The following is a 20,386-nucleotide window of genomic DNA, read 5'->3' as shown; positions in this document are numbered from 1 at the left end:
GCCTTCATTACACCGCCTGATAAATCACCACGTACTCGCGGCCTTTTTCCAACTGCAACTCATACTGCCCGTTGCCTTTCGCCCGGATTTTCGCGCCTTTGCAGCTCGGCTTGGTCTTGCTCTGGAAACGCAACGTGCCAGTACCAACAGCACCCTTCACTTTCAACTGCTTAGGCGTAGCGCGCACCGCAATGTCGCCTTGGGGCGTGGGTACCGTGCCTTCCATCCATTGCAGGCCGCCGAGGTTGGGCACCACTTCGTAGGTGGCATAGCCTGCCGAGAGGGGCTTCACGCCGAGGTAATACTTGCCCAGCAGGTAAATCGGGCTGGCACCCCAGGCGTGGCACAGGCTCTTGCCGAAAGGCCGGCCGTACATGCTCAGGTGCTCGGTGCCCTTCTTGGCGGGGTCGTATTCTTCCCAGAAAGACGTAGCGCCTTCATTGAGCATGCCACCCCAATAGCTCTTCATTTCCTTGAGCACGTAGGGCTGCTCGCCCAGCGCGCAGAGGGCTTCCAGCTCATAGAAACGCATGTAGGGCGTGGTGATTTTAGCTACCTGCGGGTTCAGCAGCACCGACTTCTTCACCTGCTGCTCCTGCTCGTTGTTGAGGTAGTCGAAGAAGATGGCGAACATATTGGCGTAGCGTGTCACGTTGTCGGTGGGCTGGCCGTTCACGCGGCTGTGCACCAGCGCGCCTTTGCTCTGGTTCCAGTAAGTGGCGAAGATTTTCGCTTTGAGGTCGGTGGCGAGCTGCTGGTATTTCTGCGCGCCGGCCTGGTCGTTTACGAGGTTGGCGCACAGGGCCATGCTTTCCAGGCTGCGGCACAAGAGCAACTGCTCGAAGCTCACTTCACCCTTTTTGCTCAGGCCGTCGGCCCAGTCGATGAACACCCAGTCGCCGGCCAGGCCCTCCATCAGGCCGTCTTTGTTGCGGCGCGAGAGGCAGTAGTCCATCAGGCTTTGCATGCGCGGGTAGAGCTGCGTCACCACGGTTTTGTCGCCGGTGTACTGGTAGGCGTCGTAGATGCCGATGAACCAGTAAAACGTGTAGTCCATAATGGTGTTGACGTGGCTGGTCACGGGGTCTTTGCCACGCAGCGCGAAGGTAGTGCGGTTCACCGCCGGCGTGTCGAAGTACAGGTAGTAGTTCATCAGGTAGCTCTGGTAGGCGTCGCCCGACCATACCCACCGGTCGCGCTTTATACCGTCGATGAAAAACTCCCGCGTGTTCAAGTGCATGGTGTAGGCCGCCACGTCCCAGATCTTGTTCAGCTGGTCGTCGGAGCACCGAAACTGGCCCCGCTCCACCACCGGCGCGTACTCATACAACATCGACACCGAATCCAGCGTCACGCCCGCCTCCGGCTGGATGTTCACAAACCGAAACGCCTTCGACAGCGAAGTCAGCTTCTCGCCTTTCTGCGGCTGGTTCACGTCCATGCGCTCCAGCGTTTCACAGCCCTCGGTGCTCAGCGCCTCTTCCTTGGATTCGCCGAAATACAGCGTGGTTTGCCCCTTGCCTTGCAACCCGTGCAGCTGCACGTACCCGAAGGTTTCGCGCCCGAAATCCACTAGCATGCCGCCGCCCGCTGTGCGCGTAACGCTGGCGGCCCGTTGCGGCTCGGTCTTGAGCTTGAAGGTGGAAGGTAGCGCCTGCGCCTCATTGAAGTTCCAGCTGCCAGCCGTCAGCCACGTCGTACCCGATTGGTCCGACACCTTGCCCGACGCGTCAATCCACTCCTTGTCCTCGTAGGTCACCAGCCAGTTACTGTCCGTCCCGATGGTTTTGCCGCGCACGAACACCGTCGGCACGTGGGCTTGGTTGTAGACTTTGATGTTGAGCCGGTGCTTGCCTGCCGGCACCGTCAGGCGCGTAGGTGAGCCAGACAGCAGTTTGCCGTCGAGCTTCACGTTGTACTGGCCCTCAGCGCGCAACTCCACTTCCTCGGCCGCCTTCAACTCGAAATCCTGGTGAAAATCGATAAGCGGATAGTGGCTATCAAGCCGCCAGAACGGCGGAAAGAACGTACCCCGCTCGGTGCGACGGTTCTGCATCTGATTGCTCAGCCAGATTTCATAGTCGCCGGGGTACCAAATCCAGGTGGCCTTAGTGGCTTGCTGGGCCTGGATGGTATTGGCGGTGAGCAGAGCCAACACGGCGGCTGTTGTGGTGAAGCGCTTTAGGAAGTGGGTTTCTAGCATCAGGTGGGGTGATAGTTTTCTATAGAAGAACGTCATGCAGAGGCGGAGCCGAAGCATCTCGCTCGAATCGTTGATTTAGCCCTGCAACCTCAGCACGCGAGATGCTTCGGCTCCGCCTCTGCATGACGTTCTTTTGTCATAAGACTTTACTTTTTCTTGGCTTCGGTCGGTACGGTTCCAGTGCGCAATGCTCGGTACTTCGGCTCTAGGCCGGCGGCTTGCTTGATGGCGTCGGATACCATCGGGCCGTTGTTTTTCCAGACGTTGCCGGGGCCGTTGGCATTGGCTAGGAACTTCTCGGCGGGGCACCAGTTGTCCTGCACCGTGATGTTTGAGGAACCCTCATCGAGGTAGAGGTAAAACCAGTGGTCGGGGTCGTGTACGTAGGGCGCATGGGCAATATCCTCCACCCGGTTTTCGGTGATGGTGGTGCCCGGCTGCGCCGACAGCGTGTAGACGCCGGCCACGTCGTAGGTGTGTTGGGCGTAGTGGTGGATGTAGTTGGCTGTCACACGGTTGTCGCGCATGCAGTTGGCGGTTTTGGTCCAGCCCCAGCCCACACTGATGCCGGTGTAGGGCACCTTACTGATTTCGTTGTGGCGGATGGTGGTGTTGCGCACAAAGCCGGCGGCAATGCCCACGGCACCCCAATCTTCGTTGCCGCAGTCGGTCAGGAAGTTGTTTTCCAGCAGCTCGTTGGCGCAAATTTCCCGCTCGTCTTTGGGGTTGTAGGGCAGGTGCGTTTCCACGCTTTCGTCGGAGAACTTGCCCACTTGAATGCCGTTCACGGCCACGTCGCGGAAGGTGCAGCCAGCAACTACATCGTCGTGGGTGCCGCTTTGATAGTCCAGCGCTGTGGCGCCCATATGCAGGAACTGGCACCGCTCGAAGCGCGTGTGGTCCGCGCCTTGCAGTTCCACCCCCGCAGGCGGCCGACCAATCCACGCCTGGTTTTCGAGGCCAGCCTTATCAGGTGTGCCGGGCTTGGCCAGTGAGTAGCCATCCAGCAGATACATGCCGGCCTGCAACGGTACGTGGCCTTGGTGCGAGGGCCGCAGCCAAGTGGTGTAGGCAAAGGTCAGGCCTTTGAATTGCACGTGGCTTACTGGCTGGTCGAGGGTGCCTTCCACGCGTAGCACGGTTTCCAGCGCCGGCGCTACCACTTGGGCGGTGCTCAGGTTTTCGCCGGCGCGGGGCCAATACAGTACCTGCCCGCGGATGGCGTCGTAGTACCACTCGCCGGGCTGGTCGAGCAGTTCGATGGCGTTGGTGAGGTAGAAGGCCGAGCTGCCGTTTTTGCCGTTGATGATGGGCCGGGGCCAGGGATGCTCGAATTGGATGCGGCTTTCGGGCTCTTGGAACGTCACGCGGGCTTTGTCGGCTTGCACGGTTAAGGTTTTCACGCGTAGCACGTTCACGGCCCACATCTGGTGCAGCACCATTTCCAGCTGGCCAGGCTGCTTCACGCCGCTCAAAGCGGTAGCGGGTATCGTGGTTTCGCGCTTGTCGGTGTCCCAGGTGAGCAGGCGGGGCAGGTTGTCGTTGTTGGGGGTGCGGGCACGAGTGGCTTTGCGTCCGTTCACCCACAACTGGCGAAAATCCAGCTTCCGGCCACCTACCAACCGTGCATCGGCGACCCACACCTGCCCCTGCGCCGCCTTAGGCAGCCCGGCCGGCGCAGCAGTCAGCTTGCGCCAGCCCTTCACCGACACGCCACCGCTCAGCACTGGCTGCTCACCGGGCGCCGCCTCTACTATCGTCGGACTTTCGGCTGTACCAGAGTCTTCGGGGCGAAAAAACCATGGTTCCATTAGCCAGTATTCGCCACCCTTTACCCAGATGTGCACGCCGTTATTTACCGAAGCATCGTGCAAGCGGCGCAGGTCGCGGGCCTGGCGCAGCGCCATGTTCAGCGTGGCCAGCGGCTTGTCGGCAGTACCGGAGTTGCGGTCCGAGCCATTCGGCGCCACCCAGATGTCAGCCGCTTGGGTGTTGGCTGCCAGCAGGTTGAGGAATATGAATAAGGTTTTCCGAAGGATACCGTCTGTCATGCTCTATCTAATGTCCGCTTGTCGAAGCATCTCTACTGCTTCGCTGAATTACCAATCAATAGTCAGCGGGAGAGATGCTTTGACAAGCTCAGCATGACCGCTAACCATATTTTCACTCGCTCCTCTTCTATTGAGGTGTCGAACTAGAAGTCTAATCCTAGTTTTTCGCCTCTGCCGTAGGGATGACAGGTGAGGTTTTGTTGAATAGGGCTTGCAATGCCTCGAAGCTGTGGATGGCGTTGGCGGGCAGCAGCTCGCCTTTCGGACCGAATACTTTCTGGGCTTCTTCCTTCTCTATCGTCACCTTCGACTCGTCCAGCTTGCCGTTGGCGTCTTCGGCGGCGGACAGGTTCAGGGCAAGGTGCTGGGCCAGGAACTTGTACATGGCTTGGCGCTTGTTGGCACCGTAGTCATGGCCTTCTTTCGGGAAGTGGGCGTTCTGCACGAGGTCGGTTTTGCCGTAGTAGCCGTAGAGTTTCTGGAGGTAAGGATAGGCGACTTGGGGGGTTTGGGCGGTCCAGTCGCCGCCGTCGGTGATGGCGAGTTGGGGACGTGGAGCGGCCATGGCGGCCAGTTCGGCGTTGTTGGTGCCACTGCCGCAGAGGTGCACCGGCTGGCCACTTTCGCACGGACAACCGCCACTATGGTAAGTGGAAAGCATCACCACGGGCACGCTTACTTTGATCCGGTCATCGAGGGCGGTAAGCAGCATGGTTTGGCTGCCGCCGCCCGAGCCGCCGGTGATGGCCACGCGGGTTTTGTCGGCGTTTTTCAACGACAGCAAATAGTCGAGGGCACGCTCGCCGTTCAGGGCCTGTACCGTCATGGCGAGGCTGCGGCGGTGGTCTTCACCCTTGAATTGCAGCAACGACTCGCCCCAGGCAAACAAATCGTAGCTGTACACCATAGCCCCCATGCGGGCCAGCGTAGCGCAGCGCTTTTGCGCATCGGCCCGGTAGCGCCCGTCGCCAAAGTGCCCATCCGGGCTGATGATGACTGGCACTTTACCTTTCACTTTCAGCGGCTTGTACACCGAGCCGGTCATATAGAGGCCGGGCAGGGTTTCCAGCGCCACGTTTTCTACGGTGTAGCCGTCAAACTGCCGCTTGTTGGTGATGATGGGCTTGCTGGCGGGCTTGGTTGGCATGGGTGAGAGCCGAAGTGCCTGCCACATGCAGCTGCGCAACTCTGCTTTGCGCTTTTCCCAGGTGGCCGCATCGTGGTACTGGCTGGCGAGGTAGGTCAATTGCGCGGCGCCTTCCTCAGGCGTTTTCAGGTGGTACTGGAAGGTCTTGAGCTTGTAGGCTTTGTCGCCGGTTTTGGTGACTTGCAGATCAAACGGCGCCAGCACGTTTTTCAACGTTTCCTCTACATCCGGCCGAAAACGCCACTCGGCGTACGTCACCCACTTGTCTTTCACCATGGCCGCATCGGGCCTGATTTTCACGCCGTAGCGTTGCTGAATCTGGTCGAGCACCGTTTGCAGCGGCTCCCGGTACTGATCGTCGGAGTTCTGAGCCCAGGCCGTGGTGGTCAGCAGCAGGAAAGCAAGAAGGATGCGGAGGGTTCGGAGCATGGGTGGAGTGGTGCTTGAAACGAAATGTAGAACGTCATGCAGAGGCGCAGCCGAAGCATCTCGCCTGCTGACGTTGCCAAAGCCAACTCAACGATTCGAGCGAGATGCTTCGGCTGCGCCTCTGCATGACATTCTTTTTGAGACTGACAGGCTTTTTGACGCGCTGTTAATCCTGTGTAATCTCGGCCGTGGCGGATGGGGCTTTGTAGCCTTTCAGGGCGGGCCACTGGCCGTTTTCAATTTTCACCAGCTTCACCTTTTTCAGGTCGAGCACGGCGTGCTTAATGCTCTTGCGGCGCCAGGTGTACACGAAATGCACCTTGCCGTCCTTGGTTTGAATCACCGAGGGGTAGGAATACTGGCTGATGGGCGAGTCTTCCAGGATGGCCGCCGCGTACCATTCCTTGCCGTCCTTGGAAATCGAGACGTTCAGCGGGGTGCGCGGGCCCTTGGCCAGGGTGCCGGGCGGCAGCACGTGGTTATAGACCAGCAATTGGCGCCCGTCCTGTAAGGTCACGGCGTCGGTGCCGGAGTTGTTGCCGGGGAGGGTGGTTTTGGCCAGCGGGGTCCAGGTTTTGCCTTGGTCCGACGACCACGATTCCAGGATGGCCCGGTCGCGGCTGCGGCAGAGCAACTGGAGCTTGCCATCTTTGTGCTTGAGGATGCTGGGCTGAATGGCGCCTTTGGTTTCGCCGTTGGCAATCGGCCCGATCATGCTCCAGGTTTTGCCGAAGTCGGTGGTAGCTTCCAGGTGCACGCGCCAGCCGTCGTTGCCCTCGGTGCTGGTGGGGCTGAGCAGGGTACCGTTCGAGAGCAGCACCGGCTTGTTCTTTACCGGCCCAATGTAGCCTTCCGGCAAGGCCTGCGCCGCCGACCACGTCCGGCCGTTATCCTTGGAGGTGCGCATCCACCCTTTCCAGTCCGATGGCTTCGGCCCGATTTTGTAGAACAGCAGCAGCTCGCCGCCAGGCACTTGGTAGAGCACCGGGTTCCAGGTCGGGTAGCGCAGGGTTTCGTTTACCACGCCGTTGGCTACTTCCACCGGCGCGGTCCACTTGCCGTTTTCCATCCGGCTCACCCAAATACCCACGTCGGGGTTGCGCTCCTTGGTGCCGCCAAACCATGAGGCTACGAGGCCCGCAGGTGTTTCGGCCAGGGTAGCGGCGTGGCTTTCTGGGAAGGGCATCTTCTCCAAGATGAACTCATTGGTGGTCACGGCACGCTGCCAGGGGTTGGGCTGAGGCTTGGCAGCCGGAGTCTGCGCCACCGAGCAGCCAGCAGTCAGGCAAGTGGCGAGTAAAAGGGCGAGGGTATGTTTCATTGATAAATCGTCTGTCATGCAGAGGCGCAGCCGAAGCATCCCGCGTGCTGACGTTGGAACAGTATTATCATGCTTGATCTGGCGTTTGCTTGTCGAAGCATCTCAACCTCTTTGCCGCTCACGTCAGGAGTTAGTTTGGTGGGCGAGATGCTTCGGCTGTGCCTCTGCATGACGTTCTTTTTGATTCAGTTTCTATTTCACTTCGAAGGCGTAGTCACCCGACCCAACCTCGAACACGGCCCGGTCGCTTTCCTGGCGCACGAACTTCACGCCGGTGGCGCTGCTGGCTTTCTTGCCACCTTCCTGCACGTCTTTCGCGTTTTTGGCGGGGATGTAAACCAGGGCCTTGGTGTTGCCGGGCACGGCGATGTTCCAGGTGAAGCGCTTAGCATCTTGTTTCCAGCTGCTTTTTACCAGGCCGCGCACCGAGTGGTACGAGGCCTGTACCGACGTAAGGCCGGGGGTGGGCGTGGGCTTCATTTCCAGGCGCTGGAAGCCGGGAGCGTCGGGGGCGGACTTGATGCCGGCCAGGTTTTCGTAGTACCAAACCAGTAGGTCGCCGAGCAGCATCACGTGGTTTTGGGAGTTCATGGCGGGGTCGGCGGTGTTGCCGTTCCACAGCTCCCAAATAGTGGTGGCGCCGTTGGCGGCCATGTAGCCCCAGCTCGGATAGTCGCGGTTGGTGGCCAGGCGCAGGGCAATATCGGGGCGGCCGTGCTCGGTGAGGCCGCGCATCAGCCACTGCGTCCCGATTACGCCGGTGCTGATGTGGCCCTTGTTTTCCACCAGAATCTTGTCGGCAATGTTCTGGAACACCTTGCCCTGGTCTTCCTCGGGCACCAGGCCGTAGGCCAGCGGCAACAGGTTGGCCGTCACGGTGCCGTTGCTGTACTGGCAGGTTTCCTTGTTCAGGAATTTCTGGTTGAAGGCGGTTTTCAGGTCGGCGGCCAGCTTAGCATACTCCTGCGCGTCCTGCGGCTTGTCGAGCACCTTGGCAAAGCCCTGCATCAAACCCAGCATGTGGTAGTAAGTGCTGCTGGCAATGAGTGCGCCGTCGGTGTTGCGAGCGGGGTCTTTGGAGTGAATCAGCTCTTTCGACTCAGGCGGCACGCACCAGTCGCCGTACTTGTCTTTGGTGATGAGGCCGTTTTCCGAGTAGTTCTGACGCATGTAGGTCAGCCAGCGCTTCATGGACTCGTAGTGGCGGGTGAGCGGGGCGGCGTCGCCGTACTGCCGGTAGAGCATGTCGGCAATGGTGAGGTAGGTGCCGGGCCAAGTTACGTTGTCGCCGTAGTAGCGCCAGAACGCGGGGGCCACGTCGGGGATGCTGCCGTCGGCTTTTTGGGCCTGCTCGATATCGGTGAGCCACTTGGCGTAGAGGCGGGCGTTGTCGAACACGAAACTCTCGCCGTAGGCCCCGGTGGTCCGGTCGCCGAGCCAGGGCTGCCGCTCGTTGCGTTGCGGGCAGTCAATGGGCATGCCTTTGTAGTTGCCGCGGATGCCCCAGTAGGCGTTCTTATACACCTGGTTGATGGTGGCGTCGGAGGTGGTGAACTCGCCGGTGGTGGCAATGTCGTCGTACACGATGCGGCCGTCGAAATCGGCTACGGTGGGCGTGGCGCCGGGCCAGTTGCTGATTTCCGCGTAGCGGAAGCCGTGGAAAACGAAGGTAGGCTCCCAGGTTTCGCGCCCGCCGCCTTTGAGCGTGTACACGTCGGTTACGCGGGCGTCGCGCAGATTGGCCACGTACAGCTCGCCGCTTTTCTGCAAAGTTTCGGCGAAGCGCAAGGTTACCTTCTGGCCTTTCGGGCCGCTGGTGCGCAGCCGGAGCCAGCCCACCATGTTCTGGCCCATATCCAGGATATACTTGCCGCCGCCCAGGGGCTTGATGGACACCGGCTTGATGGTTTCCATCACCTTCATGTTCTCGTTCATCTGCGCCTCAAACGCGCCGCCGGGCTCCTGCACCAGCTCGGCCTTCAGCCACTTTTTGGCGTCGAAACCGGCGGTGCTCCAACTGGGCATTTCCTTGGTGGCGTCGTATTCCTCGCCGTCGTACTCGTTGTTGGTGCGGATGGGGCCGTCGGCGGTGCCCTGCCAGGTATCGTCGGTTTTGATGACGTCGCGGGTGCCGTCGGCGTAGGTTACTTCCAGTTGCATGAGCAGCTTGGGGTAGCCGAAGGTCTTGATTTTGTAGGGCTTGTAGTTCTGGCGCATGGCGTAGAACCGACCGTTGCCGAGCACGGTACCCAGCGCGTTGGGGCCCTGCTTGAGCAGCGGCGTCACGTCGTAGGTGTTGTACTTCACGCCCTTGGTGTAGTCGGTGGGACCGGGCGCCAGCACCTGCTCCCCTACCCGCTGCCCGTTCACGTACAGTTCATACAGCCCCAGCCCTATAATGTAGGCCGTGGCTTGCTTGATGGGCTTTTCGGTTTTGAATTCCTTGCGGAAGTAGCGCGCCGACAGCCGGGCGTGGCTTTCCTCTTTGTCCCAGGCAAACGCCCGGTCGAAGCCAATCCAGCGGCCTTTCCAGTCGAGGTAGTTCAGCAAGCCCACGCTCCACCGGGCCGGCGTGCTCCAGGCGGTTTCGCCCTGGTTGGTCCAGGTGCGTACTTTCCAGTAGCACTGCGCCCGGCTCCGCAGCGGCGCGCCCGCATACGCCACGTGCACCGACTGCCCCGAATTCACCTTGCCCGAGTTCCACAGGTCGCCTTCGTCGGCGGCCAGCTTCTCGGGCGTGGAGGCTACCAGCACCTGGTAGGCGGTTTGTTCCAGGTTGCGCTCCGGGCTGCCAACCTCCCAGCTCAGGCGCGGCGCGGTTACGTCGATGCCTTCGGGGTTGGTGAGCAGCTCACAACGCAGGCGCTGGAGTTGCACGGCGGCGGGCCGGGGTTCCCGGAAGGCCGTGAGTAGCAAGATCGTACAAAGAAAGGCGAGCAGGCGGTTCGTGTTCATGGGGCAGGGCCTCACCCCCGGTTCCCGCCGTTTTCAGGAGCAGGAATGCCTACCGATTGGCAGGCGTGGGACGCGGGGTTGTGCAGAGCACTTTTGGCGTCCCATAGTTCACCAATTTTTCGGCTAGTTCATTCTACGATCTTAGCAAGATGCTTTAGGATTTGGGCATGGTGAGAAGCTTAGCATGTACGGAATAGTATATGTCCTGGCCTATTTATCATTACTAAGTTTTACAAAAATTTTAATTGAGTTAATAATATAATTACAAGCATCATGTTTGTTGACCATTGAATCTATATCTAGGTAATGAACTTCTTTGCCATTATTAATAGATTTTGAAATCAACTTTTCATTCTTATGGGCTATACCATTTCTTATTTTAGATATTTTTCCAATAAACGCTATATCGTCACTATCCCAAATTCCTAATGTATTATATAATGGAGCAATATCTGTTAAATTTTTTCTTTCTATCAAACTTGCAATTACTCCTTTCTTTTCTTTATCATCAGTGATTTTACCAGGAAAATCTCTTATTGAAAATTTCTCAATCAATGAATATAATTCAACAAGCACTGCGCCATTATTCTGATTTGCGTACAGAGATAATATTGAACTAAATAAACTCCAGGTTATGGCTTCCACCCTCCCCCTTAGAAAATCATCTTCTATAGGAAAGGCTTCATTAAATATCTTTAAAAAACCTTCAAGTCTACTATCTATATGCTCTATAGCATTTCTGTTATGATCAGCAACCGCTGCTATAACTGATTCTATTCTCAAGTCACTTGTCATTTGTTTACTCATATTTTCAGTATCCTAAATTGTAGTCAAGCAATCGAATTTACCACTCCCTGGTTGCTATCAACTCTTCTATATCAACCTCAAAATCATAGGCCTTGGCTACGAAGGCAAAATCCTCAGCAATAGCCTCTCTTGCGCCTGTTTCTATTTCGCTATCGGCTTCCTCGAAATCTTCCTGCAAGTCGTTGAACTTGTCGGTAGCAACGTGAGTGAGTTCGTACAATTCATCCAACGACTTGGGCTGTTCTTGTTCGATTTTGAAGCACAAGCCTACCAAGATGGCTTTGCCTTTGTCTACCAGCGTACTAGGGAAATACGAGTCTTCGTACATCTCTTTTAGGAAAGAATAGTTTCTAACCGATTCGTTCTTAAGATCTTCTTGCTTTTTGGCCATCTTGATAGTTCGGAGGTTTATAACTGTCCCTCAATAACGACCTTCTACCTTCAGCACACAAACAGCGGGTAGTAAACCTTATCGGCTTACTACCCGCTGCTATATTCTAAATCCTAACCTTCTAACGCTTGCCTACTGCCGCAGGAGTAGCTTGCTGACCAGTGAAGTCGAAGTAGAGGGTGATTTCCTTGGCGTACGAAGGGTCTTTGCTGTAGTCGTAGTACATGTTGGTTTTGCCCATCGGGCCCATGTTCTCGGCTTTCTGCGACTTGGTGCCGATGGGCGTGATGCCGTGCATGAAGGAGATGCTGCCGCTCGGGAAAGCCGGGGCCGTGTTGTAGGGCGTGGCCGAGAAGCGCGGCGTGAACAGGCGCAGGTACACGTCTTCCTGGTCGCAGACTACCGTGAAGGGCTGGCCGGTGGTTTGGAGCGTGAGCCAGTAGAAGTTGGAGTAGTAGCCCTTGAACTCAGGGTACTCGGGGCCACGGGTGCCTTCCATTTCGCCGGTGCTGGTGTCGTTGTAGCCTTTGGTCCAGACGCCGAGGTTGGTGCCCTTTATCCGGTCTTTCCACACGCGGTAGGGACCGTCGCCGCGCCACTGAGCGCCTTTTACCTCTTTTTCGGGGTAGGTGAAGCTCAGGCCGGCCAGCGCGAAATCGTAGTCTTTGGGGAAGTACTTGGCGCTCATGCGCACCCAGCCTGAGGGGTACACCGTCCACTGCAACGACTGGTAGCGGCTCTTCTTGGCGAACTTGGCTTCGACAACCACGTTCTGGCCGTCCTGGCGCTGGGTGAGGCCTTCAAACATAGTTTCGCCCTCGGCCAGCACGGGGCCGTTGGTGAGCGGAATAACGCCTTTGGCATTGCGCACGGTGCGCAACACCCCCGATTTACGGCCGAACGTCAGCTCCACGCCGTTGGCGGATACGGTGTACAGCGAATCGGTTTCGGTGAGGCGGGCGGCGCTGGGGCCGTCCATCCGAATCAGCTGTTTCGCTACGGCGTCGGGGCGGGCAATGGGCCAGCTCCAGGTGTAAATTTCGCGGCCAGCGGGGTCCTGGGCCGTGATGTAGAGCACGTCGTGCTGCTGCCAGTCGGTGGGCAGATCGAGCTTGAGGGTGCCGTAGGTGCCGTTCGGCGTCACGGATGGAGCGGCTACGGTACCGGTTTTGGTAACGGGTGCGGCTTTGCTGCCGGGGCCGGGCAGCTGCGCCAGCTTCCAGGTGAACTTGCACTGGTTGAGGTTGGTGTAGTGGAAGCGGTTCTGCACCCGGAACGAGCCATCGAAAGCCGGCGTGATTTCGCGGCGCTCGAAGAACACGGGGCTCCACACTTCCTTGATGGTGAAGTAGCTGCCCTCCTTCTCGCGGTATGGCCCCAGGATGCCGTCGGCGCCATGGTTGCCGTCGGTGTCGAGGATGCCGCCCTTGTCGGTGCGGACTACGCCGGCGTCGGAGAAGTCCCAGAGGAAACCGCCCGCCGAGCGGGGGTGCGCCCACATCTGCTCCCAGTAGTCTTCGAGGCCGGCACCGTGGCCGCCGTCGTAGAGGCCGTGCAGGAACTCAGTCGGGAACACCACGTTGTGGCCTTGCAAGTGGGTGCCGTTGCCGTAGTCGTAGTTGATGTAGTGCTGGGTATCGGTGCCGCGGAACACCTGCCAGGCGTGAATAACGGGGCGCTTTTGCAGGTCCATCCGGTCAAGCACGGGGTCGAAGTCGAAGTTGTGGCCGCCTTCGTTGCCGTTCACCCACACCACAATGCTGGGGTGGGTTTCGTCTTTGCGCACCATTTCCTCAGTGAGCTTGGTGCCGGTGGGCGTGTCGTAGTTGCCGTGCCAGCCGGCCACTTCATCAAGCACCATGAGGCCCAGCGAGTCGCAGGCGGCCAGGAAATGGTCGTCGGGCGGGTAGTGCGACATGCGCACGGCGTTCATGTTCATGTCCTTCATCAGGTTCACGTCCAGGATGCTGAGCGCCTTGCTGGTGGTGCGGCCCGAGGTCGGCCAGAACGAGTGCCGGCACACGCCCTTGAACTTGATTTTGGCGCCGTTGACGTAGATACCGTCCCGCTCGCGCAGTTCCACTGTCCGGAAACCGATGCGCTTATCCACGGTGTGTACCGGCTGCCCACCTTTGCGCAGCGTGAAGGCCACCCGGTACAGGTTGGGCGACTCCGGGGTCCAGAGTTTAGCTTGGGTTAGCGTGGTTTGCAGGCGCGTAGCCGCACCGCCAGCCGCTACGGCGCTGCGGAATTCGGCGCCGGCTTTTTGCCCATCCAGCGTGTAGAGCTGACCTACTACCTCATCGGCGGCGGTGCCCTGGGTGTACACGTCGGCCCGGAAGCTGCCATCGGCCTTAGCGTCTACGGCTACGCGGTTGATGTGGGTGGTGGGCAGCGCCTCCAGAAACACCGGCCGGAAGATGCCGCCGAACAGCCAGAAGTCGCCGCGCCGCTCGGCATCGTTGACGGATTCGTTGGCGGAATGCTTGGCTACGGTGGCTTCGAGCAGGTTGGTTTTGCCGGGCTTCAGCAGCTTGGTGATGTCGTACTTGAAGCGGTAGTAGGAGCCTTGGTGCATCGGCCCGGCCGACTGCCCGTTGATCTTCACTTCGGTATCCGACATCGAGCCATCGAACACAAGGTTGATGGTCTTACCGTCCCAGTTCTTGGGCACCTTGAACTCGTATTTATACAGACCCTTTTCCTTGCCCCGCTCGGCGTCTTTGTCGTGGCCGTAGTTGTACTTGCCAAAGCCTTGCAGTTCCCAGTTCGAGGGCACCGGAATGGTGGTCCACTTGCCGGAATTGCGCCCCGCTGTGCAGTAGAACTTCCACTTCTTCGTGTGGTCTTTGTCGGTACCAGACAGGAACATCGTTTCGGTGCCCTGCGCGCGGAGGCCAGTAGCAGCTAGACAGAGCAAGAGGGCAAGTAGGAGTTTGGGCATCGGGTGGGGTCAATTAGCGGCGGAGCCGGTTGCGGCCTCTGGCACGCTTGTCTTCAGCGACTTGAGGTAGAAGGTGGCTAACGGGTCTGATTCGCCGGCTTGGGGTAGGTCGTAGGTTTGGTCGGCGGGGGTGTCGGGCGTGGGGAAGTGGCGAGCTTCGCCGGTGCGGAACATGATTCGTTCGAAGGAAGCTACTGGCGCGAAGAAGATGTAGGTACCCGAGGGCTTGCCGTTGATGGACACCGCGAAGGACCGGGCATCGGCGTCGAGCGACACGCGCACGTCGTACTGCTGGCCGGCTTGGTACTTGGTGATGTTCTTGAAGCGAGCCCCGGCTTTGTGGCGGAAATTACCCTCGGCATCGAAGGTGAGCTGCACGGCCGGCGTGCCTTTGCCGTCCTGAAACTCGATTTGCAGCAAGCCCTTGTCGTTTTGGGCGGGCACCACCGAAAACTCCGCTACCACTTTCTTGGCTTCAGGAATAACGCGCTCCGCTTTAGCGTAATCGAACTTGTCGGAGTCCTTGAACACCAGACCCTTCGTGCCGTCTGGCAGCTTACCGATTTCCACTGGCGCTTGCACCAGGCTGTAGGTGTTCCAGTTCACCAATTCCTGCCCGGCCGGCAGCTGTGCAAATACCTCGTTGGCTTGCGTTTCCGCTTTGGCGCGCACCGGCACGGGCACCGAGGCAATCCAGATGTCTTCCTTGTTCAGGCTGTACGTCACCCACAGCTTTTTGTCGGGCGGCGTGCCGTCGCCTTCCTGAATGCCGCGCACGTACTGCGGGCCGTACGACTTGTAGTTGCCGCCGTAGCGCATGGGGCTGATTTCGCCATGCACCAGCCACAAATCGGTGTAGTCCAACCCGTTTTCACTGGTGGAAATGCCGAGCGGCCAACGGAATTCCGAGGGATTGTATACCGTGGCGTAGCGCCCATCGGAGGTGCGCTGGCCCCAAATCTTGGCGTTGCTGTTCACAAACTTCGGCGCCCGAACAACCGGATTGGGCCAGGTTTTGCCGCCGTCGGGGCTGATGGTGGTGAGGGCGTGCTTCCAGAGGCCCACCACCCGGTTGTCGGGCAGGTGGTAGTAACTGAAGGCTTTGTATTCCTTTTTGAGCGGAATCAATGGGTCGTCGCGGTCCTGCTCTTCCACCATCTGCTGCATCATCAGCGGCGAAGCCAGAATTTCCTCGCAGGCCGCTACAAAACCCTTGTCTTTGCTGCTGGTGTAAAACGTATACGTGGACTTCGACTTGTCCCAGGTCTTGTTGTTTCGCAGAAAGTAAATCGGGCCGAATTTGCCATTGGGCAGCACCTCGCGCACCACCCGCCCGATGCCTTGGCCGTCGTTTGGGTCGTCTTTGGCGTCGAGGGCAATGCCGTAGTAGCCGAGCGTCAGCAGCCGGTTTTTCTTGGACACGTAGAAGCCCACGCGCTGGTGCATTACGGCCACCAAATCCTTGGCGACTTTGCCGGGCTGGTCGGGTTTGGTAACGCCGTCCGGAATTTTGTAGGGCGGAAAAATCACCGTGGGGTTGGTCCAGGTTTCACCGTCCTTGGAGGTAAGCAGCAGCGTGCGGCCCGGCGGCACGTGCTCCCCCACCGGGTTGCTGAGGTATTGCAGGTAAAATTGCCCGTTCCAGTAGGCCAGCATGGGGGCGTGGTTGTAGGTCCACCCTTCCCCGTTGGCGGCGCTCGGCTGCTCGCGGTTGGCGCGCAGCACCTGCCGGGTGTGCGTCCCGATGGCCGGCCGCAGCTGCCCGTGGTGGTAGTCCACGTTGCTGAGCGTGGTGCCGGTGTAGCGGATGGTTTCCTGGCCGCGGGCGGAAAGACTGCCCAGCACAGTTAACGCAGTAGCCGCGAGAGGTGCTATGTGCTTACTCATGAGTTCCGCTCGTTGGCGTTGCGGCGGCTGCCCCGGCGGGGGCGCTCTGCAACAAGGTGTTGAAAGTTTTGCGCGGCACCGCGAAGATGGTACCGTGCTTGTGCCCTTCCGGCACGCTGGTCTGCCCCGACACGTCGGTGAACGACTTAAAATCAGAAGTCTTCATCACGCCGTAGCGCTTTTCCTTGTAGGCGTCGTAGTAGATCAGCCACTCGTCGTGCGGGAGGCGTACCACGCTCGGGCCTTCGGTGAAGTTGCCGGTAAACGGCTCCGACACGTTCGGAAACGGCCCGAGCGCACTCGGCCCGAAGGCCACTTTGATGTTGCGGTTGGGCCGGGTGTTGTCTTTCACTACCAGCACGTAGTCTTTGGCGGCCCGCTGCACCACCACGGCGTCAATCGAGCTGAAACCGGGGTCAGTAAAGAGCTTGGCGGGCGTAAACGACTGAAAATCCTTGGTGGTGGTGTAGTAGAGTCGGTGGTTGTTGTCTTCTTCTTCGATGCCTTTCGGGAAGCGGAACGGGATGGTGGAGGCCCACACGACGAGGTACTGCTTGGTGGGCGCGTCGTAGAAGATTTCGGGTGCCCACACGTTCACGGTAGTCGGTTCGTGCCCCATCACGTCAATGAAACGCTGCGTCGACCAGTGCACCAAATCCTTGGAACTGGCGTAGCCAAAACCTTTGTCGCCTTTCCAGCCGCAGGTCCACACGAGGTGGTAAGTGCCGTCCGGCCCGCGAGCAATGGACGGGTCGCGCATCAGCTTGCTCGGCCCCACTTGCGGCGTCAGAAACGAGCGGCCCATGTCCGTCCACTTGTAGCCGTCGTGGCTATAGAGCAGCCGTAGCCCGTCAGTAGCCGGCTCCCGAAACGACGTGAACATATACACGTCCTTCGAGCACGCACTCAGCAGGGCGACCCCAAGCAGCGGAGTAAGGAAGCGCAGGGCTTTACGTTTGATCATTGAATTTTCTCAGAAACGCTAGACTGTCACGTCATGCTTCGGCTCCGCCTCTGCATGACGTTCTTCCGTTTTATAGGTTCAGTAAACGCTACGCCGCATCCAGAATCAGTACCCAATCGTTGCCGTTCTTTGTCTCGCCGGGCGGGTTGAAGTCTTGGGTGCCTTTGTTGGGGAAGGTGCCGATGGGGCTGGTTTTGCCGTCGCGTGGACTAAACCAGGAGGCTTTCACCTTGGCCCCGCTGATTTTGCCGTGGTTCACCTTGATGTTGCGGCCGTTGTAGGTGTACACGAAAGCGTAGTTCTTGCCCCGGGTACCGAACAGGCGGTTGTACTTCTCCCCCACTTCCCCGGCAATCAACGACTGGTCGGGCACCCGCTCGAAGAAGGGCCGGGAAAGCATCAGGTTCTTGAGGTGCACCATTTGGGCCGCGCCCGGCGCGTTGATGGCCGACGACCACAACTCCGAAGAGCCGTAGGCGCTGCCTTTGTCGAACGAGCTGTGCATCTGCATCACCGAGTTCTGCCCGTAGGTGTAGCCAAACGCGCCCGCAAACACCGACCAATAGCCGTAGCGGCGCACATCGGCATCGTTCCAGCGGGGCTGCGTGATGTCGTGCAGGCCCTGCGGAATGCCCTCGTAGGAGGGTTCACCGTCGATACTAGGCTTGGTGGGCGTTAGCTTGTTGTCTACTAATTGGTAGCGCCAGTTGTCTTCGCCGTAGAGCTTTTTCTCGTTGCGGGAGGTGTCCTGCTCGTAGCGCCGGTGGCCCGACTGGTACATGTTGAAATCCAGCCACGCCGCCTGGTGAAACCAATCCGACGACTGCGTGCGGCCGCGCGGGTGGTACGTCACCAAGTGGTTGGGGTCAACGGTTTTGAGCGTGCTGCCAATCGTGTTCCACACCTTTAGCGAATCCGAGCCGGCAATGTCGCCGCCGTTTAGCCAGATGATGTTGGGCCGGTTCTTATAGCGCTCGGCCAGGAAAGTGGCGTAGGTTTTGGCTTGCTGCTGATTGACTTTGCCGGCCTTCACGTTGGTACCCCACACCGGCACGAGGCCCATGTACAGCCCTTTCTTGGCGGCTAGGTCGATGATGTAATCGACATGGTCCCAAAAGTCGTACTGCGCGGCGTCGGCGGCGGTGCTGCCGGGCGTAAGCAGCGGCTGCGCTACGTTGCCGCGCACCAACGCCGAATCGCCGTACACGTTCGCGCTCGGCACTTGGTGCAGCACCATCACCTGAATGACGTTGAAGCCTTTTTTGCGCCGGTCTTCGAGGTAGGTTTCCGCTTCTTCGCGCTTAAGCTTGTTGAAGAGCAGCCACCCGGTGTCGCCGAGCCAGAAGAACGGCTTGCCGGCTTCGGTGGCCAAGTACCGGCCGTTGGAAGCTACTTTCAACTTGCCCGTTGGCTCAACGGCTGGCGCCCACGCCGTGAGCGATACTAGCAGGAAAAGCACGAAGAAATTGCGGGGCTTTTTGGGCATTTGCGTGATGGTATTGCTCCTAATAAGCTTAAAAAGCCGTCATGCTTCGGCAGGCGGACGCTAGATCGAGCATGACGGCCTTTTAATTGGTTTCAGCTATGACTTTGCTTTGCCGGCAGCGGGCCGCACGTTTTGCAACGGCACCACGCTGTTGAGGTATTCTTCGATGTTGGCGTAGCCGTCTTTGTCGCGGTCCTGAGTGGCATCGGCGGCGTTTTTAGGGTCCAGGCCGTGCGTTTTTTCCCACGCATCGGGCATGCCGTCGTTGTCGGCGTCGGCGTAGGGCTTGCCGGCGTACACGGGGTACCCTCCTACCTGCGCGGGGTCCGTGATGATGCCTTGCTTGTAGGAATCGGCGGGCAGGCGGCGCTTGATGTAGGGGCTTGGCGGGGTGGGCTGCGCGTTTTTGGCGTATGTGATTTTGCCGGTGCGCACGTCCTCCACGATGCGCGCATCCACGGCGTCGCGCTTGGGCAGGGTGCAGCCAACGTTGGCCAGCACGTATTGGTAGGCTTCCTGAGCGGACAGCACCGTGCCCATGTTGGGCAGCGTGAACGGCTTGTCGGCTTTAATTGCAGCCACAATTTTATCGGCTTCGGGCACGCCTTCCACCTGCACGCCACCAGCCCAATTGTCTTGGGTAACTGTCGCGTTGCCGGCTACCACGTTGCCGGCCACGTAGGCTTTGCCGAACAGGTTCTTGGCGTCTTTGTCGCGGCCGGATTCAGGTTTTAGAATCCGGTAGCTGATGGGTTCCCCGGCGGGCGTGATGGGGCCGGGCTTGTAGTAGTTGTTCACGAAGTTGTACTCCGAGTGGTTGTCGCCGCCATCGGCCGAGCGGTTCCACCAGTTGAACACCACGTTGTTGGCGAAGTTGAAGTCGCCGTACATGCCCACCGAGGGGTTGCGGGCGATGTTGTTGGCCCACAGGTTGCGGGTGAACAAGCTGTTAAGCCCACCAATGGTGCTGCCAAACGCGTGGTTGTAGGTATCCAGCCCTTCCGAGAAAATCGAGTTCTGAATGGTCACGTTCACCGTCGGCAGCTTGTCGGCCTTACCGGTTTCGGGGTTGTGGTAGACGTGCCGATAGATGGACATGTTCTCATCCAGCCCCCAACTCGCCGACACGTGGTCGATGATGATGTTGCCCACCGGGTTGCCGCCCAAGCCGTCGTCGCGGCGCGCTACGTCGGTGGCGCCGCGGCGGAAGCGCAGGTAGCGCACCACCACGTCGTGGGTGTTGATCCAGATGGATTCGCCAGCCACGCAGATACCGTCGCCGGGCGCGGTTTGGCCCGCTATGGTTACGTAAGGCGCCCGGATGATGATGGGGCTTTGCAGCTTGATGATGCCCGCCACATTGAACACGATGATGCGGGCTCCGCCCTGTTCCAACGCCTCACGCAAGGTACCGGGGCCGCTGTCGGCCAGGCTCTTCACCACGTACACCTTACCGCCCTGCCCGCCAAACACGTGCGCACCACCGCCTTCGGCGCCCGGAAACGCCAGCCGGCTCGACTGCGGCAAATCCGACGGTTTCGCGGCCCACGGCACGTAGGGCTTGCCGGCTTTGGCCTCGGCTTCGATGATGGGCAGGGCCTTTTTCCAGGCTTCGTCCGAGCGTTTCTCGGCTTCGACCAGGGCGGCATCAGCCTTGGCCTGCACTTCCGGCGGAATCTTGGGGTACTGCGCCAGCGCGGGTCGGGCGGCGGTAGAAGCAAGAACGGAAAGGAAAAGAAGGCGCTTGTTCATGTGTGCTTAGTGCTAGTCATTACTGTAGGGGACGGTAAATGAGGCGCCC

Annotated in this window: 12 protein-coding genes; all 12 read right to left on the bottom strand. The window is 59.2% G+C overall.

What is annotated here, in order from left to right; all coding sequences use genetic code 11:
* Window positions 1–7 precede the first annotated feature (7 nt).
* Window positions 8–2,203 (bottom strand): alpha-L-rhamnosidase-related protein, encoded by a 2,196-nt coding sequence (locus tag MTX78_RS05120; protein ID WP_243800504.1) that lies wholly within the window; start codon window positions 2,201–2,203, stop codon window positions 8–10.
* 146 nt (window positions 2,204–2,349) lie between these two features.
* On the bottom strand, window positions 2,350–4,254 hold the full coding sequence (locus MTX78_RS05115) for a right-handed parallel beta-helix repeat-containing protein (protein ID WP_243800502.1): 1,905 nt from the start codon (window positions 4,252–4,254) through the stop codon (window positions 2,350–2,352).
* Window positions 4,255–4,411: 157 nt separating this feature from the next.
* Window positions 4,412–5,830, bottom strand: coding sequence for an alpha/beta hydrolase family protein (locus MTX78_RS05110; protein WP_243800501.1), 1,419 nt, complete (start codon window positions 5,828–5,830; stop codon window positions 4,412–4,414).
* 166 nt (window positions 5,831–5,996) lie between these two features.
* Window positions 5,997–7,151: a sialidase family protein gene (locus tag MTX78_RS05105; RefSeq protein ID WP_243800499.1), complete on the bottom strand. Its 1,155-nt coding sequence runs from the start codon at window positions 7,149–7,151 to the stop codon at window positions 5,997–5,999.
* Between the two features lie 192 nt (window positions 7,152–7,343).
* The gene (locus MTX78_RS05100; RefSeq protein ID WP_243800497.1) at window positions 7,344–10,106 is read right to left on the bottom strand and encodes an alpha-L-rhamnosidase; all 2,763 of its coding nucleotides are present in this window, start codon (window positions 10,104–10,106) and stop codon (window positions 7,344–7,346) included.
* A 210-nt stretch (window positions 10,107–10,316) separates the two neighbouring features.
* Window positions 10,317–10,913: a hypothetical protein gene (locus MTX78_RS05095; protein WP_243800495.1), complete on the bottom strand. Its 597-nt coding sequence runs from the start codon at window positions 10,911–10,913 to the stop codon at window positions 10,317–10,319.
* A gap of 37 nt (window positions 10,914–10,950) precedes the next feature.
* Entirely contained in the window at window positions 10,951–11,304 is a 354-nt protein-coding gene (locus MTX78_RS05090; protein ID WP_243800494.1) for a DUF5713 family protein, read from the bottom strand.
* A 121-nt stretch (window positions 11,305–11,425) separates the two neighbouring features.
* Window positions 11,426–14,248, bottom strand: coding sequence for a glycoside hydrolase family 2 protein (locus MTX78_RS05085; RefSeq protein ID WP_243800492.1), 2,823 nt, complete (start codon window positions 14,246–14,248; stop codon window positions 11,426–11,428).
* A 9-nt stretch (window positions 14,249–14,257) separates the two neighbouring features.
* Entirely contained in the window at window positions 14,258–16,135 is a 1,878-nt protein-coding gene (locus MTX78_RS05080; RefSeq protein ID WP_243800490.1) for an exo-alpha-sialidase, read from the bottom strand.
* Window positions 16,128–17,099 (bottom strand): glycoside hydrolase family 43 protein, encoded by a 972-nt coding sequence (locus MTX78_RS05075; protein ID WP_243800488.1) that lies wholly within the window; start codon window positions 17,097–17,099, stop codon window positions 16,128–16,130. Before MTX78_RS05075 ends, MTX78_RS05080 begins: the two co-directional genes overlap by 8 nt.
* A gap of 88 nt (window positions 17,100–17,187) precedes the next feature.
* The gene (locus MTX78_RS05070; protein WP_243800486.1) at window positions 17,188–18,585 is read right to left on the bottom strand and encodes a glycoside hydrolase family 140 protein; all 1,398 of its coding nucleotides are present in this window, start codon (window positions 18,583–18,585) and stop codon (window positions 17,188–17,190) included.
* A 96-nt stretch (window positions 18,586–18,681) separates the two neighbouring features.
* Window positions 18,682–20,337, bottom strand: a complete 1,656-nt coding sequence (locus MTX78_RS05065) for a pectate lyase family protein (protein WP_243800484.1) — start codon at window positions 20,335–20,337, stop codon at window positions 18,682–18,684.
* Window positions 20,338–20,386 lie beyond the last annotated feature (49 nt).

The organism is Hymenobacter tibetensis, assembly GCF_022827545.1.
Classification (GTDB): domain Bacteria; phylum Bacteroidota; class Bacteroidia; order Cytophagales; family Hymenobacteraceae; genus Hymenobacter; species Hymenobacter tibetensis.
This window is presented reverse-complemented; position numbering and strand designations above follow the sequence as displayed.

Coding starts and splice junctions, on each gene's coding strand:
- MTX78_RS05095 (WP_243800495.1), bottom strand. CDS start 10,913: ATGAGTAAACAAATGACAAGTGACTTGAGAATAGAATCAGTTATAGCA.
- MTX78_RS05075 (WP_243800488.1), bottom strand. CDS start 17,099: ATGATCAAACGTAAAGCCCTGCGCTTCCTTACTCCGCTGCTTGGGGTC.
- MTX78_RS05085 (WP_243800492.1), bottom strand. CDS start 14,248: ATGCCCAAACTCCTACTTGCCCTCTTGCTCTGTCTAGCTGCTACTGGC.
- MTX78_RS05065 (WP_243800484.1), bottom strand. CDS start 20,337: ATGAACAAGCGCCTTCTTTTCCTTTCCGTTCTTGCTTCTACCGCCGCC.
- MTX78_RS05090 (WP_243800494.1), bottom strand. CDS start 11,304: ATGGCCAAAAAGCAAGAAGATCTTAAGAACGAATCGGTTAGAAACTAT.
- MTX78_RS05115 (WP_243800502.1), bottom strand. CDS start 4,254: ATGACAGACGGTATCCTTCGGAAAACCTTATTCATATTCCTCAACCTG.
- MTX78_RS05120 (WP_243800504.1), bottom strand. CDS start 2,203: ATGCTAGAAACCCACTTCCTAAAGCGCTTCACCACAACAGCCGCCGTG.
- MTX78_RS05070 (WP_243800486.1), bottom strand. CDS start 18,585: ATGCCCAAAAAGCCCCGCAATTTCTTCGTGCTTTTCCTGCTAGTATCG.
- MTX78_RS05080 (WP_243800490.1), bottom strand. CDS start 16,135: ATGAGTAAGCACATAGCACCTCTCGCGGCTACTGCGTTAACTGTGCTG.
- MTX78_RS05105 (WP_243800499.1), bottom strand. CDS start 7,151: ATGAAACATACCCTCGCCCTTTTACTCGCCACTTGCCTGACTGCTGGC.
- MTX78_RS05110 (WP_243800501.1), bottom strand. CDS start 5,830: ATGCTCCGAACCCTCCGCATCCTTCTTGCTTTCCTGCTGCTGACCACC.
- MTX78_RS05100 (WP_243800497.1), bottom strand. CDS start 10,106: ATGAACACGAACCGCCTGCTCGCCTTTCTTTGTACGATCTTGCTACTC.